General features: G+C 67.6%; 27 protein-coding genes. 12 read left to right on the top strand and 15 right to left on the bottom strand.

All coding sequences use genetic code 11. The features are described 5' to 3' along the window. Positions 1-98: 98 nt before the first annotated feature. Positions 99-2,039 carry a GDSL-type esterase/lipase family protein gene (locus MAE01_RS01550; RefSeq protein WP_147037788.1) on the bottom strand — a complete coding sequence of 647 codons (1,941 nt, stop codon included), beginning with the start codon at positions 2,037-2,039 and terminating at the stop codon, positions 99-101. Positions 2,040-2,178: 139 nt separating this feature from the next. Between MAE01_RS01550 and MAE01_RS01545 the strand changes: the two genes are divergently transcribed. After that, entirely contained in the window at positions 2,179-2,799 is a 621-nt protein-coding gene (locus MAE01_RS01545; protein ID WP_229718203.1) for a DedA family protein, read from the top strand. A 9-nt stretch (positions 2,800-2,808) separates the two neighbouring features. Next, complete coding sequence (locus MAE01_RS01540) at positions 2,809-2,988, top strand: DUF5302 domain-containing protein (protein WP_147037786.1); 180 nt, start codon at positions 2,809-2,811, stop codon at positions 2,986-2,988. Positions 2,989-3,042: 54 nt separating this feature from the next. Here the strand turns inward: MAE01_RS01540 and MAE01_RS01535 are convergent, their stop codons facing one another. Together MAE01_RS01535 and MAE01_RS01530 are read right to left on the bottom strand one after the other, a co-directional pair. Continuing rightward, the gene (locus MAE01_RS01535) at positions 3,043-3,687 is read right to left on the bottom strand and encodes an FMN reductase (RefSeq protein ID WP_147037785.1); all 645 of its coding nucleotides are present in this window, start codon (positions 3,685-3,687) and stop codon (positions 3,043-3,045) included. 2 nt (positions 3,688-3,689) lie between these two features. After that, entirely contained in the window at positions 3,690-4,916 is a 1,227-nt protein-coding gene (locus MAE01_RS01530; RefSeq protein WP_147037784.1) for an LLM class flavin-dependent oxidoreductase, read from the bottom strand. A gap of 113 nt (positions 4,917-5,029) precedes the next feature. On the opposite strand from MAE01_RS01530, the gene MAE01_RS01525 reads away from it, so the two are divergent. Next, on the top strand, positions 5,030-6,163 hold the full coding sequence (locus tag MAE01_RS01525) for an acyltransferase family protein (RefSeq protein ID WP_147037783.1): 1,134 nt from the start codon (positions 5,030-5,032) through the stop codon (positions 6,161-6,163). 7 nt (positions 6,164-6,170) lie between these two features. Here MAE01_RS01525 and MAE01_RS01520 read toward each other — a convergent pair whose 3' ends face one another. Then, a complete protein-coding gene (locus MAE01_RS01520; protein ID WP_147037782.1) occupies positions 6,171-6,626 on the bottom strand; it encodes a hypothetical protein in 456 nt (151 codons plus the stop codon). A 73-nt stretch (positions 6,627-6,699) separates the two neighbouring features. Here MAE01_RS01520 and MAE01_RS01515 point away from each other — a divergent pair, with 73 nt between their 5' ends. The 5 genes from MAE01_RS01515 to MAE01_RS01505 all read left to right on the top strand — a co-directional run bounded on the left by MAE01_RS01515 (position 6,700) and on the right by MAE01_RS01505 (position 9,417). Continuing rightward, complete coding sequence (locus tag MAE01_RS01515) at positions 6,700-7,707, top strand: isopenicillin N synthase family dioxygenase (protein WP_147037781.1); 1,008 nt, start codon at positions 6,700-6,702, stop codon at positions 7,705-7,707. 195 nt (positions 7,708-7,902) lie between these two features. Further along, entirely contained in the window at positions 7,903-8,109 is a 207-nt protein-coding gene (locus MAE01_RS16075; protein ID WP_222591637.1) for a DUF1727 domain-containing protein, read from the top strand. Then, positions 8,106-8,378: a hypothetical protein gene (locus MAE01_RS16070; RefSeq protein WP_222591636.1), complete on the top strand. Its 273-nt coding sequence runs from the start codon at positions 8,106-8,108 to the stop codon at positions 8,376-8,378. The genes MAE01_RS16075 and MAE01_RS16070 overlap by 4 nt, the downstream gene beginning before the upstream one ends. Beyond that, complete coding sequence (locus tag MAE01_RS16065; RefSeq protein WP_222591635.1) at positions 8,293-8,847, top strand: oxygenase MpaB family protein; 555 nt, start codon at positions 8,293-8,295, stop codon at positions 8,845-8,847. Before MAE01_RS16070 ends, MAE01_RS16065 begins: the two co-directional genes overlap by 86 nt. A 45-nt stretch (positions 8,848-8,892) precedes the next feature. Continuing rightward, positions 8,893-9,417: a DUF488 domain-containing protein gene (locus tag MAE01_RS01505; protein WP_229718204.1), complete on the top strand. Its 525-nt coding sequence runs from the start codon at positions 8,893-8,895 to the stop codon at positions 9,415-9,417. Between the two features lie 73 nt (positions 9,418-9,490). On the opposite strand, the gene rpsO is transcribed toward MAE01_RS01505, so the two are convergent. After that, on the bottom strand, positions 9,491-9,760 hold the full coding sequence (gene rpsO, locus MAE01_RS01500; protein WP_147037780.1) for a 30S ribosomal protein S15: 270 nt from the start codon (positions 9,758-9,760) through the stop codon (positions 9,491-9,493). 148 nt (positions 9,761-9,908) lie between these two features. Here rpsO and MAE01_RS01495 point away from each other — a divergent pair, with 148 nt between their 5' ends. Continuing rightward, positions 9,909-11,192, top strand: a complete 1,284-nt coding sequence (locus MAE01_RS01495; RefSeq protein WP_147037779.1) for an MFS transporter — start codon at positions 9,909-9,911, stop codon at positions 11,190-11,192. A 28-nt stretch (positions 11,193-11,220) separates the two neighbouring features. On the opposite strand, the gene MAE01_RS01490 is transcribed toward MAE01_RS01495, so the two are convergent. The 3 genes from MAE01_RS01490 to MAE01_RS01480 all read right to left on the bottom strand — a co-directional run bounded on the left by MAE01_RS01490 (position 11,221) and on the right by MAE01_RS01480 (position 13,742). Continuing rightward, positions 11,221-11,775: a YceI family protein gene (locus MAE01_RS01490; RefSeq protein WP_147037778.1), complete on the bottom strand. Its 555-nt coding sequence runs from the start codon at positions 11,773-11,775 to the stop codon at positions 11,221-11,223. A gap of 151 nt (positions 11,776-11,926) precedes the next feature. Further along, complete coding sequence (locus tag MAE01_RS01485; protein ID WP_147037777.1) at positions 11,927-12,295, bottom strand: FKBP-type peptidyl-prolyl cis-trans isomerase; 369 nt, start codon at positions 12,293-12,295, stop codon at positions 11,927-11,929. Between the two features lie 256 nt (positions 12,296-12,551). Continuing rightward, positions 12,552-13,742, bottom strand: coding sequence for a PrsW family intramembrane metalloprotease (locus MAE01_RS01480; RefSeq protein WP_147037776.1), 1,191 nt, complete (start codon positions 13,740-13,742; stop codon positions 12,552-12,554). Between the two features lie 61 nt (positions 13,743-13,803). Between MAE01_RS01480 and MAE01_RS01475 the strand changes: the two genes are divergently transcribed. Further along, positions 13,804-14,673 (top strand): fumarylacetoacetate hydrolase family protein, encoded by an 870-nt coding sequence (locus MAE01_RS01475; RefSeq protein ID WP_147037775.1) that lies wholly within the window; start codon positions 13,804-13,806, stop codon positions 14,671-14,673. Positions 14,674-14,742: 69 nt separating this feature from the next. Here MAE01_RS01475 and MAE01_RS01470 read toward each other — a convergent pair whose 3' ends face one another. The 3 genes from MAE01_RS01470 to MAE01_RS01460 all read right to left on the bottom strand — a co-directional run bounded on the left by MAE01_RS01470 (position 14,743) and on the right by MAE01_RS01460 (position 18,097). After that, entirely contained in the window at positions 14,743-16,203 is a 1,461-nt protein-coding gene (locus tag MAE01_RS01470) for an aspartate ammonia-lyase (protein WP_147037774.1), read from the bottom strand. A 92-nt stretch (positions 16,204-16,295) separates the two neighbouring features. Continuing rightward, complete coding sequence (locus MAE01_RS01465; RefSeq protein WP_147037773.1) at positions 16,296-16,631, bottom strand: peptidase; 336 nt, start codon at positions 16,629-16,631, stop codon at positions 16,296-16,298. Continuing rightward, positions 16,628-18,097, bottom strand: a complete 1,470-nt coding sequence (locus MAE01_RS01460) for an inorganic phosphate transporter (protein WP_147037772.1) — start codon at positions 18,095-18,097, stop codon at positions 16,628-16,630. Before MAE01_RS01460 ends, MAE01_RS01465 begins: the two co-directional genes overlap by 4 nt. A gap of 152 nt (positions 18,098-18,249) precedes the next feature. On the opposite strand from MAE01_RS01460, the gene MAE01_RS01455 reads away from it, so the two are divergent. Together MAE01_RS01455 and MAE01_RS01450 are read left to right on the top strand one after the other, a co-directional pair. Next, on the top strand, positions 18,250-20,346 hold the full coding sequence (locus tag MAE01_RS01455; RefSeq protein ID WP_147037771.1) for a S9 family peptidase: 2,097 nt from the start codon (positions 18,250-18,252) through the stop codon (positions 20,344-20,346). Between the two features lie 283 nt (positions 20,347-20,629). Continuing rightward, positions 20,630-21,601, top strand: coding sequence for a putative endonuclease domain-containing protein (locus tag MAE01_RS01450; protein WP_147037770.1), 972 nt, complete (start codon positions 20,630-20,632; stop codon positions 21,599-21,601). 175 nt (positions 21,602-21,776) lie between these two features. Here MAE01_RS01450 and MAE01_RS01445 read toward each other — a convergent pair whose 3' ends face one another. The 4 genes from MAE01_RS01445 to MAE01_RS01430 all read right to left on the bottom strand — a co-directional run bounded on the left by MAE01_RS01445 (position 21,777) and on the right by MAE01_RS01430 (position 26,681). After that, entirely contained in the window at positions 21,777-22,805 is a 1,029-nt protein-coding gene (locus tag MAE01_RS01445; RefSeq protein ID WP_147037769.1) for a 6-phosphofructokinase, read from the bottom strand. Between the two features lie 191 nt (positions 22,806-22,996). Beyond that, a complete protein-coding gene (locus MAE01_RS01440; protein ID WP_147037768.1) occupies positions 22,997-25,135 on the bottom strand; it encodes a DEAD/DEAH box helicase in 2,139 nt (712 codons plus the stop codon). A gap of 149 nt (positions 25,136-25,284) precedes the next feature. After that, entirely contained in the window at positions 25,285-26,241 is a 957-nt protein-coding gene (locus tag MAE01_RS01435; protein WP_147037767.1) for a bifunctional riboflavin kinase/FAD synthetase, read from the bottom strand. Then, a complete protein-coding gene (locus MAE01_RS01430) occupies positions 26,238-26,681 on the bottom strand; it encodes a hypothetical protein (protein ID WP_147037766.1) in 444 nt (147 codons plus the stop codon). The genes MAE01_RS01435 and MAE01_RS01430 overlap by 4 nt, the downstream gene beginning before the upstream one ends. Positions 26,682-26,696: the final 15 nt, after the last annotated feature.

Genomic DNA, 26,696 nt, shown 5'->3' with positions numbered 1-26,696 from the left:
ACGACCGAGATCATACGTACCCGTGCGCATTCGCGCACGCGGACTGCGCACAGCAATCCAGTTTCAGCTTATCAGCGCGGGCGTGCACTTCCGCGGTCTCAGCCGACTTCGACACCGCGCATGCTGGACGAGCGGCCGATGTAGACGTAGCCATCGTGCTTGGCGACTCGGCCGTCGCCTGCGACTCGACCGCGCATCCGACGCCACACCCAGGGAAGGGCGTGCTCGCGCCACCAGCGGGCCTTGGTGGTGGCATCCACATCGTGCAGCACCTGATCGAGCGCGCCGAGCGTCTCAGCGTGCGGTACTCCGAGCAGCTCGCCGGCACGGTACGCGAGGAAGCGGTGCCCCCTGCTGCCGAGGTGCACGAGGTCTTCGCCCCAGTTCGGCCGCGACGCCAGCGCGGGATGCAGGTCGGTGTCGAGGAAGATCGCGCCGTGCCGCTCGGCGATACCGGCGAGATGGACGGCGAACGCCGAGAACCGAGCTGCGAACAGCCCCGCTGCCCTGCGATCGGGCAGGAACGGCGTCACCAGCAGCACGTCTGCGCCGTCATCGCGCAGTACCCGAACGACCTCCTCGACCTCCGCGGCGAGCGCGGGCACGTCTGCGTGCGACCTCACGAGATCGTTCGCGCCGATCAGGATCGACACCAGGTCGGGCCGCAGCTGCCTGGCGCGTGCGAGTTGCTCGCCGCGCACGTCCCGCACGCGACGCGACCGGACGGCGAGGTTCGCATAGTGGATGCCGCCACCAGCCGAGAGCAGCAGGGCGAGCCGGTCCGCCCAACCGCGCAGTGTCCCGTCCGGCGCGGGGTCGCAGAGCCCCTCCGTGAGCGAGTCGCCGAGGGCGACGACACGCTGCCACCGCCTGGCAGTGCCGACCTGTGAGGGTTCCGGCCGGAGCACGCGTCGGGCACGCAGTGCGCGATCCACCCGCTGAAGCTCGCGCGCCTCTTCGAAGTGGCCGAGCAGCTGATCGCAGACGGCCTGCCAACTGCGCCCCTCGACCGCAGTGCGCCCCGCCGCGCCGAACGCGCGACGCTTACGTCCGTCGCCGGCGAGATCCATGACGCGCATGCGCAGGTCCGCCAGGTCCCCTGGCCGATACAGCCAGCCGTCGACGCCCATCCGGATCAGATCCAGCGGGCCGCCGCGGCCGGTCGCCACGATCGGGACTCCGCTGGCATGCGCCTCCTGGAGCGTCTGCCCGAACGTCTCACTCTCCCCCGGATGCACGAAGACATCGAAGGATGCCATCGCCGTGGCGAGCTCGTGCCCGTCGAGGTGTCCGAGGAACACGGCATCCGGCATGAGGGCCGTCAGCCGCGGACGCGCCGGACCGTCGCCGACGACCACGAGACGGACGCCGGGAACCCCGTGCAGCACACGAAGATCCTCGACCTGCTTCTCGGCGGCGAGGCGCCCGACGTAGCCGACCACGACCTCATCCAACGAGCGACGCTGCCACTGCTCGACGCGGGCGCCGGGGTGGAAGCGCTCCGCATCGACCCCACGACCCCATCGACGGAGCCGGTCCACCCCGAGCGCACGTAGCTGCTGGGTGGACTCCGAGGACGGCGCGAGAGTGAGAGTGGCACGCCGGTGCAGGCGCAGGATGTGGTTCTGAGCGAAGTTCGTGGTGGCTGCGACGCGGTACCGCTCGGCATAGGCGGCGACGTCCGTCTGGTACGCCGCCACGGCGGGAAGGTCCAGGCGAGCGGCAGCGAGCACGCCGCGCCAGCCCAGCGCGAACGGGGATGCGAGATGCACGACGTCGGGGCAGAACCTCGACAGCGACTCCGCGATGCGGCCAGTCGTGGCCGTGCCGACGCGCACGTTGCGGTAGCCGGGAAGCGCCAGGCTCTTCACCGGCTCGATGGACGCGCCGTGCATCGAGGTCGGGATGCCGACGGCATCCGGTGCGATCACGTGAGCGTCGTGACCGGTGCGCTCGAGGTGGCGCATGATCTGCAGCACAGATCCGGTGACGCCGTTCATGTGCGGCAGGAAGGACTCGGTCACGATCGCGACTCTCACGATGTCAGGATGCCCCGCGATCACGACCCCGCTGAGCCTCAACCGGCCCTGGAACCGAGAGTTCACCCGTTGCACGACTTTCCTTCACCGGCTGTCCCCGATTCGGTTTCCGTTCACCTACGGAGCACAACGTGAAGGAGTGATTCCCGACGCACTCCTCGACGCGGTCGACGGACCATGGGCTCTGGTCGTCATGACGGCCCTCGTCGTCGGCGACGCATTCTTCGTGATCGTCCCCGGCGAGATCGCCGTCACCGCACTCGGTGCCCTGTCGATCTCATCCGGCGCTCCCCCGCTGTGGGCCGTGATCGTCTGCGCCACCGCAGCAGCCGCCTCGGGCGACATGCTCTGCTATGCGATCGGTCGCTGGGCGGGCGTCGAGCGCTGGCGATGGATGCGTGCGCAGCGCGTGCGGCGGGCGCGCCGTTGGGCGCACGACCGCCTGCAGTCGGGCACGGCGGTCGTGTTGTTCACCGCACGATTCATCCCGTTCGCCCGACTCGCCGTCAACCTCGTCGCAGGCGCCACCCGCATCCCGATCCCTCGCTACACCGGCCTGGTCGTGCTCGCCGCGGCCGGCTGGGCGACCTACCAGGCCGCCGTCGGCGCCCTGTTCGCCGTGATCCTGCCGGGCGGCCCGGTGGTGGCGATCGTGGTGTCGGTGGTCGTGGCCGTCGTGATCGGAGCCGTCATCGACCTGCTGATCCGTCGACGCAGCCGGAGGCCCACGACCTTTCCGCCATCCGCCGGGCGCGACTAGGCTGACCGCATGAGCACCGAAGAAGGCGCAGCGTCCCCCTCGGACGACATGAAGCGCAAGTTCAAGGAAGCGCTCGAGAAGAAGAACGCTCACCATCGCGACGGTGAGTCGCACATGGACGGCGACTCCGCCGTTCACGCGGTGAACGCCCCGCAGACGCGGCGCGAGTTCCGACGCAAGAGCGGTTGACCGACCAGAAGGCGCCGGCCCATGCGGGCTCGGCGCCTTCGTGCTCGGTGCGTATCACTCGCCGGCGAGACCGCCCAGCAGATGACCGAAGGACCGGCCTTCACCCAGGTAGTTGGCCGGGTCGAAGGGGTCGCTCGAGGTGACGGCGTCCTTGCGAGCGACGGCCTCTGCGAGTTCGCGCGCCCCCTTCTCGACGCGCTTGCTGAGCGGAGCGACCTCGTCGCCCGTCCCGCCCCAGTCCGCGGATGCCGCGAACACGCCCGTCGAGACAGCCTCAGCGTGCAGATATGCGAACAACGGGCGGATCGCGTAGTCGATCGCCAGCGAGTGCCGTGCGGTTCCGGCGTTCGCACCGATGAGGACCGGCTTGCCGGTGAGCCCGTCGGGGTCGAGCACGTCGATGAACGACTTGAACAGCCCGGAGTAGCTCGTCGAGAAGATCGGGGTGACCGCGATCAGGGCGTCGGCCGAGTAGACGGTGTTGAGCGCCGACTCCAGCTCCGCCGGCGCGAAGCCGGTGAGCAGGTTGTTGGTGATGTCGTGTGCGAGGTCACGCAGCTCGATCACGTCGACGGTCGCCTGGATGTCCCGCTCCGCGAGCTCCTTCACGGTCTCGGCCGCCAGCTTGTCTGCCAGCATCCTGGTCGACGACGGGTTCGAGAGCCCGGCGGAGATTACGGCGATGCGTCGCTCCGACATGGTCACGCCTCCTTCCGGCCGAGGCCGAACGCGGCACCCGCGGGCGCCGGAGTGTCCTGGTACGGGGAACCGGCGGTGAGGTTGTCGCCGCGGTTCACACCGGGCCGCGCTTGGCGGGAGGGTCCGTCTCCGTATACGGCCTTGACGCGCGCGGCGTGGGTCGGAGCATCCGGAACGCTCGCCGGACGGTTCTTCGCCAGTTCGCGGCGCAGGGCGGGCACGACCTCGCCGCCGAGGATGTCGAGCTGCTCGAGCACGACCTTCAGCGGAAGCCCGGCGTGATCGATGAGGAACAGCTGACGCTGGTAGTCGCCGAAGGTGTCGCGCATCGCGGCGTAGCGGTCGATGACCTGCTGCGGCGAGCCGACCGTCAGAGGCGTCATCTCGGTGAAGTCCTCCATGCTCGGGCCGTGGCCGTAGACGGGCGCGTTGTCGAAGTACGGACGGAACTCGTTCACGGCATCCTGCGACTTGGCGCGCATGAACACCTGGCCGCCGATGCCGACGATGGCCTGCTCGGGCGTGCCGTGGCCATAGTGCGCGAAGCGCTGGCGGTACAGCTCGATCAGGCGCTGGTAGTGCTCCTTGGGCCAGAAGATGTTGTTCGCGAAGAAGCCGTCTCCGTAGTACGCGGCCTGCTCGGCGATCTCCGGGGTGCGGATCGAGCCGTGCCACACGAATGGAGCCACACCGTCCAGCGGACGCGGGGTCGAGGTGAACCCCTGCAGGGGCGTGCGGAACTTGCCCTCCCAGTCGACGACGTCCTCATCCCAGAGCTTGCGCAGCAGCGCATAGTTCTCGATCGCGAGCGGCAGGCCCTGTCGGATGTCCTGTCCGAACCACGGGTACACGGGCCCGGTGTTGCCGCGGCCGAGCATGAGGTCGGTGCGGCCGTCCGAGATGTGCTGCAACATGGCGAAGTCCTCGGCGATCTTCACCGGGTCATTCGTGGTGATGAGCGTCGTCGAGGTCGAGAGGATGATGCGCTCGGTCTGCGCGGCGATGGCGGCGAGGGTCGTGGTCGGCGACGAGGACCAGAACGGCGGGTTGTGGTGCTCGCCGACGGCGTAGACGTCGAGGCCGACCTCTTCGGCGTGCTTCGCGATCGTGATCGCGTCCTTGATCTTCTGCCGTTCGCTGGGCGTCTCACCCGTGAGGGGGTTCTGGGTGACGTCGCTGACAGTGAAGAGTCCGAACTGGATGCCTGAGGTTTCGGCCTGGTCGCTCATATTGGTGCTCCGGGTTCTCGAGGCGGATGCGGTGGCATCCGTATCTATGCAACTGAATGTATCTGGTAGAACGCCACCCGTTCAACTTTATTCCCGGACGGTAGCCTTCAATGATGAGCAGTACCCCGCAGACCCCGGCCGACGTTCTGACAGGCCCGGTCGCACGACCGCGCAGGCGGGTCCCCTTCTGGGATAACGCGCGCTACGCCTGTATCGTCCTGGTCGTCCTCGGCCACGCGATCCAGCGCCTGACTTACGACTCCGACATCGCGATGGCGCTGTACCTGTCGTTCTACGCCTTCCACATGCCGGCGTTCGCGATCATCGCCGGGTATTTCTCGAAGTCAGCCCCGCCGAACAAGAAGCAGATGGCACGGGTGATCACCGACATCCTCGTTCCGTACATCATCTTCGAGCTGCTCTGGACCCTGACGAAGTGGGCGTTCGAGGGCGAGGCGAATCCGAACCTGACACAGCCGTCCTGGACGCTGTGGTTCCTGCTCGCTCTCGGGATCTTCCGCCTGGTGCTGCCGTACCTGGCGCTGCTGCGCTGGCCGCTGCTGTGGGCGCTGCTCATCTCCGTCGGCGCGGGATACCTGCCGAACGTCGATAGCACGTTCTCGCTGTCGCGCACCCTCGGGTTCCTGCCGTTCTTCGTGCTGGGCTGGTGGGTCCGCGAGCACGATCTCGTGAACCGGCTGCGGCTGATCGACTTCCGCCCGTGGTGGCTGCGCGCCCTCGCGGTGCTCGTCTTCGCGGTCAACGGGTTCATCGCGTGGAACTGGATAGGCGTCTGGAAGAGCGTCGATCTGAACACCTGGTTCTTCTACAACGACTCCTACGCCGCCCTCGGCGCGCAGGCGTGGTGGTCCGGCGGCATCCGCCTGCTGCTCATCGTGATCGGACTGCTGCTCAGCGTCGCCTTCTTCATCCTTATCCCGCGGGGCACGCACTGGTGGACGAAGTTCGGCCAGTACACGATGTACGTCTACCTGCTGCACTCGTTCGTGCTGTACCCGTTCCGCGAATCCGGCATCCTGCGCAATGCGGAGCCGACCTGGATCTGGCTGCCGACCGTCATCCTGCTGTCGGTCGTGATCGCGCTGGCGCTGGCCACGAAGCCGGTGCGCTGGGTGTTCCGACCGCTCGTCGAGCCGCGCGCGCGGTGGTTGTTCTCGGATGCCAGGCTCACGGAGGGTCCGCGGCGCGACGACCCGACGGGGTCACGGCGCCCGCGCGAGCGCTGACCGTGCGTCAGGCGGCCGGCTGACCGATGCGGATGCTGCGCGATGCGTGCGCGACGTACCAGACCAGGACCGCCAGCAGCAGGAGCTCGGCGGCGATGTAGCCGTAGTGCAACCAGGACTCGCCCGGATCTCCCCCGGCGATGATGACGTCGCTGCGCGCAGCGAGCGCAGGTCGGATCAGGAACGACTCGACCGCCATGATCAGCCACATCGCGCCGATCAGCAGCCAGCCGCTCTTGGTCTCGCGCGGACGCGCCTGTCCGATGAGCGTGAGTGCCACCAGGATGATCCAGCCGGCGATCGACAGCGAGATGAACACGAGGCGTCCGATGCCCAGGCCGAGCGGTGTCGTGATGCCCGGTGCGAGGAACTTCAGCGGCGTCTCGATGAAACTCAGGCCGACGATCAGGCCGATCCAGACCGCGGGCAGTAACAGACGAAGCGAAATCCACAGTCGAGGCATGGTTCCAGGCTACCGACGGTAAATCTTCGAAACACTCGACTGCCGCCGTGGAATCTCGCCGTACGCTCAGGACATGGCTGATCTGAACCTCCCCGTCCTCGACCTGTCCCGGCTCGACCAGGGGCCGGAGGCCGCCGCGCAGTTCCGCGACGACCTGGCCGCTGCCGCGCACGATGTCGGCTTCTTCTACCTCGTCGGCACGGGCATCGAGCCCGAGCTGTTCCGTCGCCTGCAGCGGGCCGCGCGCGACTTCTTCGCACTGCCGGATGAGGAGAAGCTGGCCATCGAGAACGTGCACAGTCCGCACTTCCGCGGCTACACCCGCATCGGCGGCGAGCTGACGCAGGGCAAGGTCGACTGGCGGGAGCAGATCGACATCGGCCCGGAGCGCGAGCCGGTAGAGGGCGGCCCGGCATTCAACCGCCTGATCGGCCCGAACCTGTGGCCCGCCGCTCAGCCCGAGCTGCGCGAGGTGGCCGAGTCGTGGCGCGAGCACCTGACGGGCATCTCCCGGCGCCTGCTGCGCAGCTGGGCCGAGGCGCTCGGCGCAGAGTCGACGCACTTCGACGCCGATTTCGGCGACCCGGCGAGCCTGCTCAAGATCGTGCGCTACCCCGGCACGGACGCACCAGAACCACAGCAGGGCGTCGGCGCGCACAAGGACTCCGGCGTGCTCACCCTGCTGTGGGTGGAACCCGGCAAGGGCGGCCTGCAGGTCGAGCGAGACGGCGCCTGGGTGGATGCTCCACCCGTCGATGACGCGTTCATCGTGAACATCGGCGAGATGCTCGAGTACGCCACGGGCGGCTACCTCAAGGCGACCAACCACCGGGTGATCTCGCCGAAGGCGCCAGAGGACCGCATCTCGGTGCCGTTCTTCTTCGCCCCCGCGCTCGACGCGAAGCTGCCGCTGATCGAACTCCCCGAGCACCTCCGCGCCGAGGCGACCGGCGTCTCCGGAGACCCGAGTAACCCGATCCACAGCCTGTACGGAGAGAACGCCCTGAAGTCGCGGCTGCGCGCCCATCCGGACGTCTCCGAGATCCACCACGCCGACCTGCTCGCGGCGCCGACAGCCTAGACGAAGGTGAACAGCGGTTAACTTGTTCCGCTAGACGAACGGCCAGAACCTCTTATCCGACAGGGGTTGTGGCCGTTCTTTTTTGCCCATATGTTAACGAGCAATCACATTGGGCCCCGCGGGTTCTCGCGCAAGGACGCGGCATCGAAGTGGATGCCGAGGTTCGGGCTCACGATCTCGGAAACAGGTGTCTTCATGCCAGAAATGACTCGCCGTACCGTCCTCACACTGGGAGCCGCGCTCGGGTTCGCCGGTGTCGTCGCCCCCACCGCCGCGTGGTCGTGGTCGCCATCCCGCTCGATGCTCGGCACCGGCGACGGTACCGATCCGTCATGGGTGTGGGACGACGATCTCGACCGCATCATGGCGAACGTCGTCACGAGCGGTCAGGTGCCGCCGTGAACACGGCGATCGGCAACTGGGTGAACAACAACGATCCTCTGCCGGCGGGACTGCCCGCGGAGCTGACCTCGTTCCTGCAGCAGTCCACCCAGCTGCCGGCATGGGCCGACATGAACAAGCTCCGCCTCGCGGCCGACTTCAACCGTCGCCGCGATCTGTACCGAGACCATCCCGATCAGCAACATGGACATCCTCGTCACCTTCCACAGCACCGGGACCTTCGCCCACAAGAAGATGAAGGAGTGGGGCATCAAGATGTCGGCAGCTGAGGAGGATGCATTCCTGCACCACTGGCAGGTCGCGCTGCACCTGCTCGGCGTGCACGATCAGTACATCCCCGCGACGTGGGCCGATGCGCATGCGCAGTCGGACCAGGTGCTCACCCCGATCCTGTCGCCGACGATGGAGGGCAAGGAACTGGCCGAGGTGCTGCTCGGCCTCACCGCGCAGATCGACCTCGGCGTCACTCGCGGATTCCTCAACGAGTTCGTGCGCTACCAGCTCGGCCATGACATCGGCGACTGGCTGGGCCTGAAGCGCGATTACATCTCAGCCGCGACGATCAAGAACGGCTGGCCGCTGTACATCAAGTTCCGCGAGGGCTTGCTGCCGATCGCGCCGGTGTCGACGAAGCTGTTCGACAAGCTCATCAAGGGCATCGCCATGGCGTTCCTCAACAAGGGAGAATCCGGCAAGACCACGCCGATCACGATCCCGGACGGCAACCGCGCGAGCTGAGTGAGGTTTCGACGATCGGAGCCCGATGGCAGACTGCTGAGCATCGTGATCACCATCTTCACCATCGGGCACTCCGATCGTTCGATCGACGAGTTCCTGTCGCTCCTGCGAGCGGCAGAGATCGAGCGCGTCGTCGACGTGCGCCGGCTACCGGGGTCCCGTCGCAATCCTCAGTTCGACGAGGATGCTCTGCGTGATTCGCTCGAAGCCGTCGGAATCGCGTTCACGCGCATCCCTGAACTGACCGGCCGCCGTCCGGTGTCGAAGGATATCCCGTTCGAGACGAACGCGTTCTGGCAGAACCGCAGTTTTCACAACTACGCGGACCACGCGCTCTCCCCCGACTTCCGGTCGGGTCTCGATGAGCTGATCGGCCTCGGCGGAGGGCTCCGCACGACGGTGATGTGCTCAGAAGCCGTCTGGTGGCGATGCCACCGGCGGATCATCGCGGATCACCTGCTCGCACGCGGTGAAGAGGTGATCCACGTGATGGACAACGACCGCCTGACTCCGGCGGAGCTGACCGGAGGGGCCGTCGTCGACGGCGACACTGTCGTCTACCCGGGGTGAGCGGGAACGACGAAGGCCTCCCCACACCGTGGGGAGGCCTTCCAAGAAGTTTTGCGCGATTGAACGCTGGTCGTTATCGACGGAGTCCGAGGCGCTGGATCAGCGAGCGGTAGCGCTCGATGTCCACACCCTGGAGGTAGCCGAGCAGACGACGGCGCTGACCGACGAGCAGGAACAGGCCACGACGCGAGTGGTGGTCGTGCTTGTGCTCCTTGAGGTGCTCGGTGAGGTCCTTGATGCGCTGCGTCAGCATTGCGGCCTGCACCTCGGGGGATCCGGTGTCACCGGGGTGCGTCGCGTACTCTTCGATGATCGCCTTCTTGACGTCTGCTTCCAGTGCCATAGATTCGATCCCCTCTCACTCATTGCGCGGCGCCCGACGCCTGATGCGTGGGCTCTCTTTATCCGCGGCCGATCAAACGGCAACCTGTAGAGTCTACCAGCCCGCCGCGGGCGGCAGGGACACTGCACAGAGCCGATAGCCTCGACGAGTGAACAGCGCGCTGATCGATCTGCGACCCTTCCGTGCCAGCGCAGCGTTCACCCGGCTGTGGGTCGGATCCACCCTCGGCGGACTCGGCGGCCAGCTCACCCTCGTCACGATCATGCTGCACGTGTTCGAGCTCACCGGCAGCACATTCGCGGTCTCGATGGTGGCCGTAGCCGGCCTCGTCCCGATGATCTTCGCCGGTCTCTACGGCGGGATGCTGGCCGACGCGTTCGATCGCCGCATCGTCGGGCTCACCGCCGCCGTCTTCACCTTCGCGTCGACGTTGCTGCTCGCCGTTCTCACCTGGTCGCACCTGGAGACGATCTGGTGGCTCTACGTCCTCAGCGTCATCAACGCCGCCGCGAGCTCGGTGAGCCTGGCCACCCGCAGCGCCATCATCCCGCGTCTGCTCCCCCGCGAACTCCTCGCCTCGGCATCCGCACTGAACGGCATCACGATCGGCGTGATGGTCATGGTCGGCCCAGCCCTCGCCGGCGTCCTGGTGGCCACCACCGGCTACGGCTGGACCTACACGATCGACGTCATCCTGATGCTCGCGATGTTCATGGGGCTGTGGACGCTGCCGTCGCTGCGCCCGGAGGGGACGATCGTCCGCCCAGGACTGGAATCCCTCGTGGACGGCTGGCAGTTCCTCAAGCGCGCGGGCAACATCCGGATGCAGTACATCCTCGACATCATCGCCATGACGTTCGGACAGCCCGTCGCGCTGTATCCGGCGCTGGGCACCGTGCTCCTCGGCGGCGGGGCCGTGACGACCGGAGCGCTGACCGCTGCGGTCGCCGCCGGCACGTTCCTGTCGAGCCTGTTCTCCGGTCGCGTCGTGCGCTATCGCTGGCACGGTCGCGGCATCCAGCGCGCGATCCAGGCGTACGGCGCATCCATCCTCGCGTTCGGCGTCGTGCTGCTGATCGGGGTCTGGATGCCGCCGGCCAGCGAGACCGCGGTCAATCTGAGCCTCATCATCGCGGCGTGCATCGCCCTGGCCGCCTCCGGTGCCGCCGACAACATCAGCTCGATCTACCGCAGCACCATGATGCAGTCGTCCGTGCCGGACAGCATCCGGGGCCGTCTGCAGGGCATCTTCGTGATCGTCGTGACCGGCGGCCCGCGCCTCGGAGCCCTGTACGCCGGAACACTGGCGACCCTCACGGCGCTGTGGTTCCCGCCGCTGCTCGGCGGGTTCATCGTCATCGTGCTGGTGGCGCTGCTCGTGCGGCTCACGCCGCGGTTCCGCGACTACGACGCAGAGAACCCCGCGCCCTGACGGACACGGGGTTCCCCGAAGAGCGGACTCAGTCCTGCTGGAGCGAGCCCTGGAGGTCGAGCGTGATCGTGACGTCCTTGCCGACGAGCACTCCGCCGGTCTCGAGGGCGGCGTTCCAGGTCAGGCCGAACTCCTCGCGGTTGATCGTGGTGGACGCCGAAGCGCCGGCCTTGTAGTTGCCGTACGGGTCCTGGCCGAAGCCGCCGAACTCGAACTCGAAGCTGACCGGCTTGGTGACGCCGCGGATGGTCAGGTCGCCGTCGACGAAGAAGTCGCCGTCCTGGACGCGGGCCCCGGTGGAGACGAACTCCATGGTCGGGAAGGTCTCGGTGTCGAAGAAGTCTGCCGAACGGAGGTGGCCGTCGCGGCCCTCGTCCTTCGTGTCGATCGAGGTGACGTCGACCGATGCCTGCACCTGGGCCTCGAGCGGGTTCTCGGGTGCGACCAGGGTGGCGCTCTTCATACCGAACGTGCCGCGCACCTTCGAGATCATCATGTGGCGGACACTGAAGGTCACCTCGCTGTGTGCGGGGTCGAGGGTCCAGGTGCCCGAACGGTAGCCGGGGATGTCGATCGTTGTCATGCGGGGTTCTCCTCAAGTTCAGAGCGGCCGCATCTGCGGCATTCACACGGGGATAACTCGTATGCGTTCGCATATATTCCGAGATCGCCCGAAAAAATGGCAGACCCCCGTTCCTCACAGGAGCCGGGGGTCTGCCATACAGTCGATCGGATCAGCCGACGGCCACCAGATCGATGATGAAGATGAGGGTCTTCCCGGAGAGGAAGTGACCGGCGCCGGCAGGACCGTACGCCAGGTGCGGCGGGATGACGAGTTCACGACGACCGCCGACCTTCATGCCGGGGATGCCCTCCTGCCAGCCCTGGATCAGGCCGCGCAGCGGGAACTGGATGGTCTCGCCGCGGCCCCAGGAGGAGTCGAACTCCTCGCCGGAGTCGTACTCGACGCCTGCATAGTGCACGGTCACGGTGTCGCCGGGCTTCGCCTCGGCGCCGTCGCCCTCGATGATGTCTCGGATGGCGAGCTCTGCAGGAGCAGGGCCGGTAGGGGCGTCGAACTCGGGCTTTGTGCGATCAGTCATGGATCCATACAACCGGAGGCTCGAGGCTCGGTCAATGCGACACCACCAGCCCACAGCGAACACTTCGGAGGTTTCGACTCGCTGCGCTCGCTCAACCTTGCTACGACGAGGGCTCAACGCGGCTTCGCCGCATTGAGCCCTCGCGTAGCAAGACTCAGCGCCCGGTGCTGCGGCGATGCCTGCGAGTCTCCCGGGCGCTGAGTTGATCTGAAACCAGGGTGCACCCGGTCGCGCGCCATGTCAAGAGCTCGGCCCGTCAGTACGCCAGCAGCGCGGCCCTCGTGGCGCGGGTGCGGGTGAGAAGTGCACGCTCGTCGTCCGCGGCGAGCGGGTCGCGTCCGGTGATCGCGCGCTGCCGGACGGCGGCGAGGGAGGTGGCGTCGCGGATGAACTGCTTCATGAGTGGACGCCGGTCGCCCTGCAGCGTCGACGCCCACTGCATCCCGACCTTCCGTCCCGCCGGGGTCGCGAGCATCATCACCTCTTCCGGCGTGAACCAGCCGGCCGCCGAGTACTCCCCCAGCCGCTCGCGCGTGACGCGCGCCTCCTCGCGCCGCAGCGCGACGATCCCCAGGATGAAGCCGATGAACAGCGGCACCTGCAGGGTGATGTAAAGGGCGAAGAAGTCGGCGAAGATCGCCGAGCCGTTCCAGAATCCGTGCAGCAGCATGGCCGCTGCCAGTCCGACGCAGCCCGTGCCGAGCACGGCGCGCTTCGATGCGTGCCGCCGCGCCGCGAGGCCCATCGCGAATCCGGTCAGGGCCGTGAACATGGCGTGCGCGAAGGGTGAGAGCAGTCCGCGCATCACGAAGGTCGCCGTCAACTGGGTTCCGCCGCCCTCGATCACGCTGATGGCGAAGTACTGGATGTTCTCCGTGAACGCGAACCCGCCGCCGATCAGCGCTCCGTAGACGATGCCGTCCACAGGACCGTCGAAGGCGCGCCGCCCGATCAGGAAGATGACGTAGACCCCGAGCCCCTTCGCGATCTCCTCGATGATCGGGGCCTGGATCACGCTGCTGAGGACCTCGGTGCGCAGCCCGATCGCCACGGTGATCGCGAGGTCGACGAGGAGGGTGATGCCGACCGCGGCGATGGCTCCCCAGGCGATCGCGAAGGCGATCATGGTCTTGGGCTCCGGCTCCCATCGGTCGATCAGATACACCCCGAAGAAGACGATCGCCAGCGGGATCACGGCGAGGACGAGCCCGATTCCGGATGCCACTGCGCCCAGCGCGAACACGAAGTAGCCGATCAGCGCGAGCAGAACGAACCCGAGGACGCCGAACAGCCAGATCGACACCGTGCGACCGCGCCTGGCGGGAACCGGGAGCGCGGGAAGCGCCGGGCCCGGGGCGGTGACCGCCGGCGCGGGCGGTGTGTAGACGGTCGGCTGCGCCAGGGCCGATTCGTACGCCGGCGAAGCGCCCGGTCCTCCGAAAGTCATAGCCAAATCCTAGAGGTCACCACCTAAGCCGACGCGGATCCGCGACCGGTAGCGTAGAAGCATGCGTTTCGCCCATCTGCGCGGCTCCGACTCCGCCGACATCCAGCTCGCTGTCGTCGAAGGCTCCGCCGCGATCCTCGTGTCCGACCTGCTCTCGCCCGCTCCGGCAACTCTCCAGGAGGTCATCGAGGGCGGGGATGACACTCTCCGGGCGCTGCGCGCGGCACTCGCCGAGGGCACGTCCCCGCGGCATCCGATCGACGGGTTTGCGTTCGCGTCCGCGGTGCTGGACCCACCCGTCATCCTCGCCGTCGGGCTGAACTACGCCGCCCATTCCAGTGAGCTGGGCCTGAAGACCGACACCGCGCCGACCGTGTTCACCCTCTGGCCGAACTCGCTCACCGGGCACGACACGACCACCGAATGGCCGCGCACCCTCAGCGAGTCCGTCGACTACGAGGCCGAACTCGGTGTGCTCATCGGCCGGCCCGCGAAGGATGTCCCTGCCGAGCAGGCGCTCGATCACGTGTGGGGATACACCGTCGTCAACGACATCACCGCACGCGACATCCAGTTCGCCGAGGCGCAGTGGTCGCGCTGCAAGTCCTTCGACGGCTTCACCCCGACCGGCCCGTTCGCTGTCACGGCCGACGAGGTCGCCGATCCGCAGGACCTGCACATCTGGACCGTCATCGACGGGCACACCGTTCAGGATGCCAGCACCGGGCAGATGGTCCGCTCCGTGGCCACGCTCATCGCGCACCTCTCGCAGTCGATCACGCTGCAGCCCGGCACGTTGATCTCGACCGGTAGCCCCGGCGGCGCCGGATACTCGCGCGACCCGCAGATCTTCCTGCGCGATCACTCCACCGTGACGGTCGGCATCGACGGCATCGGTGAACTCACCACGCACTGCCGCATCCACGGCTGACACCCCTGGAACTTGAGTGGCCCAGGACCGATGAGGTCCTGGGCCACTCGGCATCTCGCGTACGGGACGTCAGATCTGGATCATGTCCTCCGGCGGGATCACGTTGATCGCGGAGGTCACGGCCTCGAGGCCGGAAAGACGCGCCGGCGAGAGCTGCTTGGTGACCTCTTCACGCGACATCAGCTCGGCCTCCACCACGAGGTCGGCGACGTTGCGGTTGGTCAGCAGCGCGGTCTTCGCGAGCGCCGCGGCAGCCGCGTAGCCGATGAACGGGGTCAGCGCCGTGATGACGCCGACGGATGCACCGACCATGGCGCCGAGGCGATCCTCGTTCGCGGTGATGCCGTCGACGCAGTTGACGCGCAGGGTCCACATCGCCTGCCGCATCCAGGTGATCGACTGGAAGATCGAGTGCGCGATGACCGGCTCGAAGGCGTTCAGCTGCAACTGCCCCGCCTCGACGGCCATCGTCACCGTCGTGTCGGCGCCGACGACCGAGAACGCCACCTGGTTCACGACCTCTGGGATGACCGGGTTCACCTTGCCGGGCATGATGCTCGACCCCGCCTGCTTCGCGGGCAGGTTGATCTCGCCGAGCCCCGCCTGCGGTCCTGAGGAGAGCAGACGCAGATCGTTGCAGATCTTCGACAGCTTGATGGCGTTGCGCTTGAGCGACGACGAGAACGACATGAACGCACCGGTGTCGCTGGTCGATTCGACCAGGTCGGTCGCGGTCTCGAGGTCGAGTCCGGAGATCTCGCGCAAGTGCTTGAGGACGGCGCGGGAGTAGTCGACGTGCGTGGTGATGCCGGTGCCGATCGCGGTCGCACCCATGTTGATCTCGAACATGAGCGAAGCGTTCTCGGTGAGACGCGAGTGATCCTCGCCGAGAGTGGTCGCGAAACCGTGGAACTCCTGACCGAGGGTCATCGGCACGGCATCCTGCAGCTGGGTGCGGCCGACCTTGAGCACATCGTGGAATTCGACCGCCTTGCCGAGGAACGAGCGGCGCAGCAGGTCCAGCTCGTCGAGCAGCGAGCGGAGATTCAGCGAGAGGCCGATCTTGATCGCCGTCGGGTAGACGTCGTTCGTGGACTGGCTGCGGTTCGTGTGGTCGATCGGCGACAGAAACGCGTAGTCGCCCTTCTCCCGGCCGGCCATCTCGAGCGCGACGTTGGTGATGACCTCGTTCGCGTTCATGTTCGTCGAGGTGCCTGCGCCGCCCTGGATGACGCCGACGGTGAACTGGTCGTGGAACTCGCCGTCGATGACGCGCTGCGCTGCGGCGTCGATCAGGTCGGCGCGCATCGCGTCGAGGACGCCGATCTGCTTGTTCGCGCGTGCGCTGGCCTGCTTGACCATCGCGAGCCCTCGGATCAGATCCGGATAGACCGAGATCGGACGCTTCGAGATCGGGAAGTTCGCGTCGGCGCGGGCGGTGTGGATGCCCCAATATGCGTCGGCGGGAATCTCCATGCTCCCGAGCGAGTCGGTCTCGGTGCGGGTCGATGCGGGCGCGGCAGAAGCCATGTCACTTCCTTGTGGGTGGTGGCGGATCGATGAACGGGGGATGTCTCCATCCTATGCCGCCTTCGTGACGCGCCTCCCAGGATGTGGCGATGTCAGTGCCCGACGACGATGATCAGGATGCCGGCGATCACGGCCATCGCGCAGAGCACGAAGCAGGCGTAGGCGCCCACGAGTGCGACACGCTTCTGCGCCTCGCTGAGCGGGCTCTTCCTCGCAGCCTTCGCAGCCTGCTTCGCGGCGCGTCTGGCCTGCTTCTCGGTGATCACGGTGATGGCGTCCGTGAACGCCGCCGGCGACACCACAGGCGACCTGCCGGAGCGCACCAGCAGGCGGAGTCCGACGGCGTAGAACGTGACAACGGCGGCCGCACCGATCAACGCGGCAGCGAACACCTGCAGAAAGGCCAGCCAATCGATCGTGACACTCATCGCTTCGCCTCCCGCTGCGCGGCCTCTTCGTCGGACACATCCCATTCGGCGAGTTCCGCGCGCCCGCGACGGCCGGCGCTCAGCGTCTCCCACTCTCGCGCGGCCTTCTGCGCCTCGGCAAGCTTCTGGTTGGCGCGCTCTGCGGCCTTGCGTGCCGCCTTGACCTCGGCCTCGGATCCACCGTTCTTCTTGAGCTTGCGCGCCCTGCGGCCCGCTTTCTCGGCCTCCTCGGCCTTGCGCTCAGCACGATCGAGAGCACGGAGGAGTTCGATGCGCGTCTGACGGCGCGTCGGCGGGGGCGTCTCGGGAAGCTCGACCGCGTGGCCGGACTCGGCGACGTCGCTCATCGCGTTCTCGGAGGTGACGGCGTTCTTGCGCGAGCGGAGATAGAGCCCGACGATGATGGCCAGGGCGAGGGCTGCGTCGATCGCCACGCCCCAGCCGCCGAGCCACACGACCAGGAGTGCGGCCAGCGCGCCGACGCCACCCGCGGCCGGAAGTGTCAGCAGCCAGCCGATCGCGATCCGTCCTGCTGTGCGCCACCGCACCGTGGATCCGCGGCGGCCGAGACCGGAGCCGATCACCGATCCGGAGGCCACCTGGGTGGTGGACAGCGCGAAGCCGAGCGCGCTCGAGGCGAGGATCGTGGCCGCGGTCGAGCTCTCCGCGGAGAATCCCTGGGCGGGCTTCACATCCGTGAGCCCCTTGCCGAGCGTGCGGATGATCCGCCAGCCGCCGAGATAGGTGCCCAGCGCGATCGTGACAGCACAGGCGATGATCACCCAGAGGTAGGGGTCGGCGTGATCGGAACTCTGCCACCCGATGGTGATCAGGGCGAGGGTGATGACGCCCATGGTCTTCTGAGCGTCGTTGGTGCCGTGAGCGAGGGCGACGAGGGAAGACGTGAAGATCTGTCCCCAGCGGAAGCCGTCTCGTCCGTCGGGCTTGTTGTCGTATCGCCTGGTGATCGAATACGCGAGCTTGGTCGCGACGAACGCGATGATGCCCGCCGTGAGCGGAGCGATCAGCGCCGGCAGCACGATCTTGGACAGGACCATGCCGAAGTCGATGCCGCCGAGCCCCACGCCGACGAGCGTCGCGCCGATCAGGCCGCCGAACAGCGCATGCGAGGAGCTGGAGGGCAGGCCGAGCAGCCAGGTGAGCATGTTCCAGGTGATCGCGCCGATGAGTCCGGCGAAGATCACGGACAGGAACAATTCGGCGCCGGATTCGAGGATCGCGCTCTCGTTGATGATGCCGTGGGAGACGGTCTTGGAGACCTCTGTGGAGAGGAACGCACCGATCAGGTTCAGCGCCGCCGCGAGCAGAACCGCGGTCTTGGGCTTGAGCGCACCCGTGGCGATCGGAGTCGCCATCGCGTTTGCGGTGTCGTGGAACCCGTTGGTGAAATCGAAGAAGAGCGCCAGCAGAATCACCAGCACGACAATGAGGACTGCGGTTTCCACCGTTAGCTTTCGGTTGTCTGAAGAAGGGGATGTGCCGACGTGATCGGCGTGGTGAACGAAGAGTTCACCGTGGGTTTGACTTCCGTTAACCGGCCCCGACAAATCCTCGCATCGTCCTCGGCGTCGGTCAACTCGACACGGGATAGCGTGGGATGGTGACCAACGCTCCCATCGCCGCCCGCCGTTCACACGTTCGCAGCCACCACGGCGACAGTTTCGACGACCCGTACGAGTGGCTGCGCTCCAAGGACTCCCCCGAGGTGATCGCACACCTCGAGGCGGAGAACGCCCACACCGACGAGGCGACTGCGCACCTGGAGGGCCTGCGCGAGCAGCTCTTCCAGGAGATCAAGGGGCGCGTGCAGGAGACCGACCTGTCAGTGCCGTCGCGGCGAGGCGACTGGTGGTACTACAGCCGCAGCGAGGAGGGTTCGCAGTACGGCATCCACTGCCGCGCGGCCGCGGAACCGGGCGACTGGACTCCCCCGGTCCTCGAACCGGGCGTCCCCGTGCCCGGCGAGGAGATCCTGCTGGACGGCAACGTCGAGGCCGAGGGGCACGAATTCTTCTCGCTCGGTTCATTCGATGTCTCGGATGACGCGACGAAGCTGCTCTGGGCGCCGGACTACGAGGGCGATGAGCTGTACACGATCCGGGTGCGCGACCTCATCACGGGTGAGACTCTCGCCGATGAGATCCCGCGGACCGGCGGAGGCTTCTTCACGCCCGACGGCGCCGCGATCGTCTACACGACCCGTGATGAGGCATGGCGCCCCGACACCCTGTGGCTGCACCGCCTCGGCACTGCCGTGTCCGACGACGTGAAGCTGTTCCATGAGCCGGACGAGCGGTTCTGGCTCGGCGCGGGCATCACGCGCAGCCGCCGGTACCTCGTCATCGCCGTGGGATCCAGCATCACGAGCGAGGAGTACCTGGTCGATCTGCAGGGCGACGTCACGGCCGAGCCGCAGCTGGTGTGGCCGCGCAACGAGGGCGTGGAGTACGAGATCGACCACGCCGTGGTCGACGGCGAGGATCGGTTGCTGATCCTCCACAACGACAAGGCTCTGGACTTCGAGCTGGTCTCCGTCGCGGCATCCGACCCGCAGGGTGAACGCCACGTGGTCATCGCGCACGAACCCGGTCGGCGGCTTCTCGGCGTGGACTGCTTCCGCGATTTCGGTGTTGTCGGATATCGCAGCGAGGGATTGGAGCGGGTCGGGCTGCTCGACTACCGGACGGATGCCGTCGACGAGCTGCGCTTCGATGAACCGCTGTTCTCGGCGGGCCCTGCCGGGAACCCCGAGTGGCACTCGCCGTTCCTCCGCCTGTCGTACACCTCGTTCGTGACGCCCGCCACCGTCTTCGATCTGGACCTCGCGACGCGCGAGCTCGTACTGCGCAAACAGCAGGCGGTGCTGGGCGGGTACGAGCCGTCCGAGTACGGGCAGGAGCGCCGTTGGGCGACTGCGCCTGACGGCACCAAGGTGCCGCTCTCGCTGGTGTGGAAGAAGTCCTTCGGCGATCCGGGCGCGGAGGTGCGCCCGCTGCACCTTTACGGCTACGGCTCGTATGAGCACTCGATCGACCCCGGCTTCTCCGTCGCCCGGCTGTCGGAGCTCGACCGCGGCGTGATCTTCGCGGTCGCGCACGTCCGCGGCGGCGGAGAGATGGGGCGCAACTGGTACGAGGACGGCAAGCTGCGCAACAAGCGCAACAGCTTCACCGACTTCGTCGCCTGCGCCGAGCACCTGATCGACACCGGAGTCACCGCCCCGGAGCGGATGGTCGCCGAGGGCGGCAGCGCGGGCGGACTGCTGATGGGGGCAGTCGCGAACCTCGCCCCGTCGAAGTTCGCCGGCATCCTGGCATCCGTCCCCTTCGTCGACGCGCTCACGTCGATCCTCGATCCCTCGCTGCCGCTCACGGTCATCGAATGGGATGAGTGGGGCGACCCGCTGCACGACGCCGATGTGTACGCGTACATGAAGTCGTATACGCCGTACGAGAACGTGCAGGACGGCGTCGCCTACCCGCGGATCCTCGCGATGACCTCGATCAACGACACGCGCGTGCTCTACGTCGAGCCGGCCAAGTGGGTGCAGGCGCTGCGGCACGCCGGCGCACAGGACGTGCTGCTCAAGTGCGAGATGGCCGCGGGTCACGGCGGCGTCAGTGGCCGGTACAACGCCTGGCGCGAGCGCTCCTTCGAACTGGCCTGGATGCTGGACACGCTCGGCCTCGCCTGAGCCGGCCGCCGGGCGCCGGGCGCCGGGGATAGCGTCCCGCCCGGGTGTGGATCCCGCCCCGCCGCGACGGCCGCGCCGCCGTGTCCAGCTAATTGCGGGTGCGGAAGCCCCACACCCGCAGGTTGTCAGACAGGGTCAGAATCGTGTCCGACAACCTGCGGGTGGGATGCCGGCAGACTCCTCGGACATGACTCTTTCTCCACAACAGACACAAGCAGACAGTTGTCCACCGAACGCGTGATACAGGGGTCGATCCCTCTGGTGCCTGCGCTGTGATGGCCGGATGACTCGTCCCGCGCCCTTGCCCGCATCGCTGCTCCAGACGCCGTTCGCCGTGGCCGATGCACGCGAGCTCGGCGTCTCCCCATCGCGGCTTCGCGCTGATGACCTCGAGATGCCGACCCGAGGCGTGCGCCTTCTGCGCGCACCCGCCGCTGGCGTGCCGCTCCCCGTCGACGAGACGCCCACGGCGCGCATGCAACGGCTGCGTGCAGAGCTGCTCGAGCGTGCACGGCGGTTCGCGCCTGCACTGACCGAAGACCAATTCGTCAGTCACGGCAGCGGGCTCGCGATCATCGGCGCGCCGATCCCCTACACGAGCGCGAATCGGCTCGACTTGCACGTTTCTGCACGCCGGCCGAAACCTCAGCCGGCACGCCGTGGAGTGATCGGTCACCGGCTGCAGGTGCGACCGCCTGATCGGCTTCGCGTGCACGATCTGCCGATCGAGCTTCCGGCACGCATGTGGCGGCAGGCCGCATCCACCTGGAACGTCGACGATCTCATCGCGGCTGGTGACTTCCTCATCCACCCGCGCAACGCGTTCGCGACGATCGAGGATCTGTGGAACGAGGTCGACGAGGCAGGTGATGTGCGTGGGCGGCTGAAACGTGCGCTCCCGGAGATCCGCGAGGGCGCGGAGAGCGCGCAGGAGACCGCCCTCCGTCTGGCGATCACCCGTGCCGGTCTACCGGAGCCCGAGCTCAACTGGTGTCTTTACGACCACTCCGGTCGATTCGTGGCTCGGCTCGATCTCGCGTACCCCGAGTACCGCGTCGCGTCGGAGTACGACGGGCGGCAGCATGCCGAAGCCGAGCAGTTCGCGCGCGACGCTGACCGCTGGGAGTCCATCCGAGTGCTGGACTGGCAGCTCGTGCGCATTCTGAGCCATCATCTGCGGCCTGATCCGCAGATCGCCGTCGACAAGGTGGCATCCGCGCTCATCGCCGCCGGCTGGCGTCCCGGTCGGCGTTGATCGTGTCCGGGTTGTTGTGGGTCGAGGGCCGTGGCACCCACAACAACCTGGACGCGCCGAGTGAGCATGTCCGAGAACATGCGGCTCTGGTCGGCCAGCACCCACAACAACCCGGACACGCGGAACCGGCCGGGCGCGGGCCGAGCGCGGGCCGCGCGCCTGCGGTGCGGCCGGCTCAGCCGAAGAGCGCTGCGGCCTCGTCGTAGCGGTAGCGCGGCACGGTGTTGAGCTCGCCGAGGGCCTCCTCGAACGGCACGCGCACGATGTCGGTGCCCTTCATGGCCACCATCTGTCCCCAGGCGCCGTCGACGATCGCATCCGCCGCGTGCAGTCCGAGGCGGGTGGCGAGCACCCGGTCGAAGCCCGACGGCGAACCGCCGCGCTGAATGTGGCCGAGGATCGTCGCGCGGGTCTCCACGCCGGTGATCCGCTCGATCTCAGGGGCGAGCTGATCGCCGATGCCGCCCAGTCGCGGACGGTTGAAAGCATCCAGCCCCTTGTCGCTGTACGCCTCGTCCATGCCCTTGAGCGTGAAGCCCTCCGACACGACCACGAGCGGTGCACGGCCGCGGTCGTGCGCGCTGGCGACCTGAGCGGCGATCTCGTCGATCGACATCGGCACCTCGGGGATGCAGATGACGTGCGCGCCCGCGGCCATCCCGGCGTGCAGAGCGATCCAGCCGACGTGCCGGCCCATCACCTCGGCGACCATGCAGCGCTGATGCGAGTCGCCGGTGGTGCGGAGGCGGTCCATCGCGTCGGTGGCGATGTTGACCGCGGTGTCGAAACCGAAGGAGTAGTCGGTCGCGCGCAGATCGTTGTCGATCGTCTTCGGCACGCCGAGCACCTTGATGCCGTCCTTCGCGAGACGGTCGGCCGCGGCGAGCGTGCCCTCGCCGCCGATGGCGATGATGCCGTCGATCTTGTGGCCGTACAGCGTCTTGGCGATGTTCTCGGCTCCGCCGCGCTCCCCCTCGTAGGGGTTGGTGCGGCTCGTGCCGAGGATGGTGCCGCCGACCTTCGACAGGCCCTTCACCTCGTGGCGGGTGAGGGGCATGAAGTCGCCCTCAACGACCCCGCGCCATCCATCGCGGATGCCGACAAACTCCAGGTCGTACGACGTGGTGCCCTTGAGGACGATCCCGCGGATGACCGCGTTGAGGCCGGGGCAGTCGCCGCCGCTGGTGAGGATGCCGATCTTCATGCTGATGCCTTCAGACGTTGAGGGAGAGGGACAGGCGACGCTGCCTGTTCTCGACCCTAGTGGGCAACACTGGCGGACGCCATTCGGAGCACGCGAAAACGATCGATCTTGCGCCTGCCGATCGGCGATGTCGCACTTCCTCGCCGATTCCGGAGCGCAAGCCCCGAAATCGGCGACAAGAAATGCGATTCTTACGCGCCTCCGAGCGCCTCGCGCAGCAGGTGCATGAGCGCGCCGAGCTGCACGCTCTCGCTGGCCACCTCATCGACGCTCTCGCCGTCGAGGGCCCGCGCGGCGAGACCCTGCTTCTGGTCGATGAGCTCGGCGATCTTCGTGTCGATCGTGTGCGCGGCGATGATGCGCCACGCGGTGACCGGTTCGTCCTGCCCGATGCGGTGCACGCGGTCGATCGCCTGGGTCTGCTCCGCCGCGGTCCAGCTGAGTTCGGCGAGTACGACGTTCGATGCCGCCTGCAGGTTCAGTCCGACACCCGCAGCGGTGAGCGAGCACACGGCGACGCCGACGCCCTCATCACCGTTGAAGTCGTCGATCGCCTGCTGGCGCGCGGGCGTCGTCTGATCGCCGCGGATCGAGACGTACCGGATGCCGGATGCCGCGAAGTGCGCCTCGGCCTGATCCATGACGTCGATGTGCTTGGCGAAGAACACGACCTTGCCCACGGAGCGCTGCAGCTGCGCCGCGTAGTCGGCAGCGAGCACGGCCTTGGCCTGACCGATCTTGCGCACCATCGTGAAGACGTTGTCGCCGCCGGTGCCTGCCGCACGGGACTCCTCGAGCTCACCGGTCGCCACCAGGCGCACGATGTCGTCGTCGATCTCGCCCTCGGCGAGTCCTCGATCCCCTCGCGCTTCGATGATGCGGCGGTACTTCGCAGCCAACCGCTCCCCCAGCTCGCGCTCGGCCTGACGGATGCCACGGCCGAACTCGTCATCCAGCTGCACGGGCAAGTCGGCGATGAGCTTGTCCGGCAGGTCCGCCGCGACGTCCTTCTTCTTTCGCCGGACGATGCCCATCGAGATGACGGCGTCGCGCGCCTCGCCGTAGAACGCCTTGTCGGCTGGCGTGAAGCCCGTGGCATCCAGCTTCTCCATCAGCTCGGCGCCCGGCTTGTCGCCCGTCGTCCAGCCGAGGAAGCGCCAGATCGCGTCGAAGTCCTCGACGTCGTTGATCAGCGGCGTTCCGGTGAGCGCCATCATCAGCGGGTCGCGGGTGCGCTCCCTGATGCGGGAGGCCAGCGCCAGGACGTTCTGCGAGCGCTGCGACGAGAGGTTCTTGATGAAGTGCGCCTCGTCGACGACCATGCCCTGCAGACCGATCGAACCCAGCCACGACAGGTGCCGGTCGAGGATCTCGTAGTTCACGATGAAGACGTCGGCGAATGCGTCGATGTCGGTGCCGTCACCCTGGATGACCGTCGCGCGACGCTGCGGCGTCCACCGCTCGACCTCGCGGGCCCAGTTCATCTTCACGACGTTCGGGACGACCACCAGCAGCGGGTACGCGTCCGCGATGGATGCTGCGAGGACCGACTGCGCGGTCTTGCCGAGGCCCGGCTCATCCGCGAGCAGGAAGCTGCGGTGACCCGCCCTGACCGCCTCGAGGAAGCGCGACTGGTGCACCATGACCTCGAGACCCTTGGGCGAGATGTGGTCGTACTCCGGCAGCGGCGGGAGCTCCATCGTCGCCGTCGCGCCACCGGCGCCGGTCTCGAACGCCTTGTACAGCGGCCCCATCAGCTCCCAGCCGTCGAGGCGTCGCCGAGGCGTCGTGGTGGGACGCGGCGTGAGGTCGGGTGCGAGGAACGGGTTCGCGAGCTGACGCGACTCAACGGACGGCGGGGTGACCTGCTTCTCGGCCAGCGCCGCGGGCACGACCGGCGCCTGCACCGGCGCGACGTCCGTGATGATGAGCTCGTCGGGCGCGAGCTCTGCGCCGGACTCGAGCAGCCAGTCGCGCCGCATGCGCTTGGCGACCGGGCTGGTGGCCTGGTCGGCCTCGAGCAGCTGGATCAGCGAGGTGTCGCGCGCGGCGGTCTTCGCGAGGATCGTGGCCACTCCGTCGAGCCGCTTGAGCAACTCGGCGCGCGCGGCGTCGCCGAACGCATCATCCGCCTTCACCCTGGCGCGCTCCTCGCGCACCAGGAAGGCGATGACCTGGAACTTGACCCGGTTGGTGGGGCCGAGCTTGCCACGCTGCGCCTTCGCCTCGATCTCGCGCACCTTGCGCGCGAGGATCGGGATCAGCGGGGCCTCGTCATCACGACGAGATGTCTTCTTGCGCCGCGTCGCGGCGGTTGCCGAAGTCGGCATGCTCCTCCTGAGCGTGAATACCGGATCGCCGTGGGAGACGGTCCGTGCCGTACGAGTAATCCGCGTGTGGGGTGAGCCAGGACCGTGCGGACGTCGTTCTCGCGCTCAGCGATGCGCGAAATCCGCACCAGCAACGTCGAGAACCAGACTCATTCTAGGGCATCGGTGGCCAGAAGCGCGCGGGCAGCGTCGACATCCGCCGACATCTGCTTCATCAGCGCGTCGATTCCTTCGAACGCCACCATGCCGCGCAGCCGCCGGGTGAACTCCACCGTGACGTCATGGCCGTACAGATCGAGCGTGTCCTCATCGATCACGTGCGCCTCCACCTGGCGGACGAGCACGTCGTCGAAGGTCGGGTTGGTGCCGACGGAGACGGCGGCGGGATGCCGGATGCCGGTGTCGTGGTCATCGAGCCAGCCGGCGTACACGCCGTCGGCCGGTACGAACGCGTCGACGGTCTCGGACAGGTTCGCGGTCGGGAAACCGAGCTCCCTGCCGCGCTTGTGCCCGTGCACGACCTCGCCTCGCACGTCGACGGGGCGGCCCAGCACCTGCGTCGCCGTGGCGACGTCGCCCTCTGCCAGCAGCTCGCGGATCCAGCTGGACGAGACGCGCCGCTCGGAGCCCTCGACGTACACGTCGTCGACGACGTCCACGGAGAAGCCGTACTTCGGACCCAGCTCACGCAGCAGTTCGGGTGTGCCTGCGCCGCGGTGGCCGAACCGGAAGTCCTGCCCGACCAGCACGGTCGAGACGTGCAGGGCGCCCACGAGGATCTCCTCGACGAACTGCTCGGCCGAGTGCGATGCGAGCTCCTTGTCGAAGGTCAGCACGAGGGTGGCGTCGATCCCGAGCGCGCCGAGGAGCTCGAGCTTGCGATCGGTGGAGACGACGTTCTCGGGGCAGAGCTCGGGGCGGAGCAGCGCGAGCGGGTTCCGGTCGAAAGTGACGGCGACCGAACGGGCTCCGGATGCCGCGGCATCCGCCTTCAGACGCTCGATCACCGCGCGGTGGCCGGCGTGCACGCCGTCGAACTTGCCGATGGCGACCGCGGAGCGGCCGAAGTCGGCGGGAACCTCGCCCGGGTCGCGGAAGACGATCACGCCACGGCCTCGGCGGACGGCACGGCGGCCCGGGCGGCGGGACGGTGCGTGCGGAGCCACCAGATCCCGAACACGGGCAGCACCAGCGGGATGAACAGGTACCCGCGACCGAACACCGACCACACCGAGTCGTGCTGGAACAGCTCGGGCGTCGTGAGACTCAGGGTGCCGACGATGAGGACTCCGGCCAGCTCGAACACGATCGCCACCCACGCGATCGTGTACCACCCGCGTCGGCTCGCGAAGACGAGGCCGAGGGTGGCGACGATGTAGACGACGGCGGCGAGAGCGGAGAGCGTGTAGGCAAGCGGCGCCTCGTCGAACCGGCGAACGATCTGCACGAAGCTGCGTCCGGTGGCGGCGAGGGCCATGACCGCGTAGACGATGACGAGAACGCGGCCGATGCCGGTCATCCGAGAGCGGGTTTCGGTGGTGGTCATAGCGCCTTCCATCCT

Source organism: Microbacterium aerolatum, from assembly GCF_007988825.1.
Classification (GTDB): Bacteria; Actinomycetota; Actinomycetes; order Actinomycetales; family Microbacteriaceae; genus Microbacterium; species Microbacterium aerolatum.
This window is presented reverse-complemented; position numbering and strand designations above follow the sequence as displayed.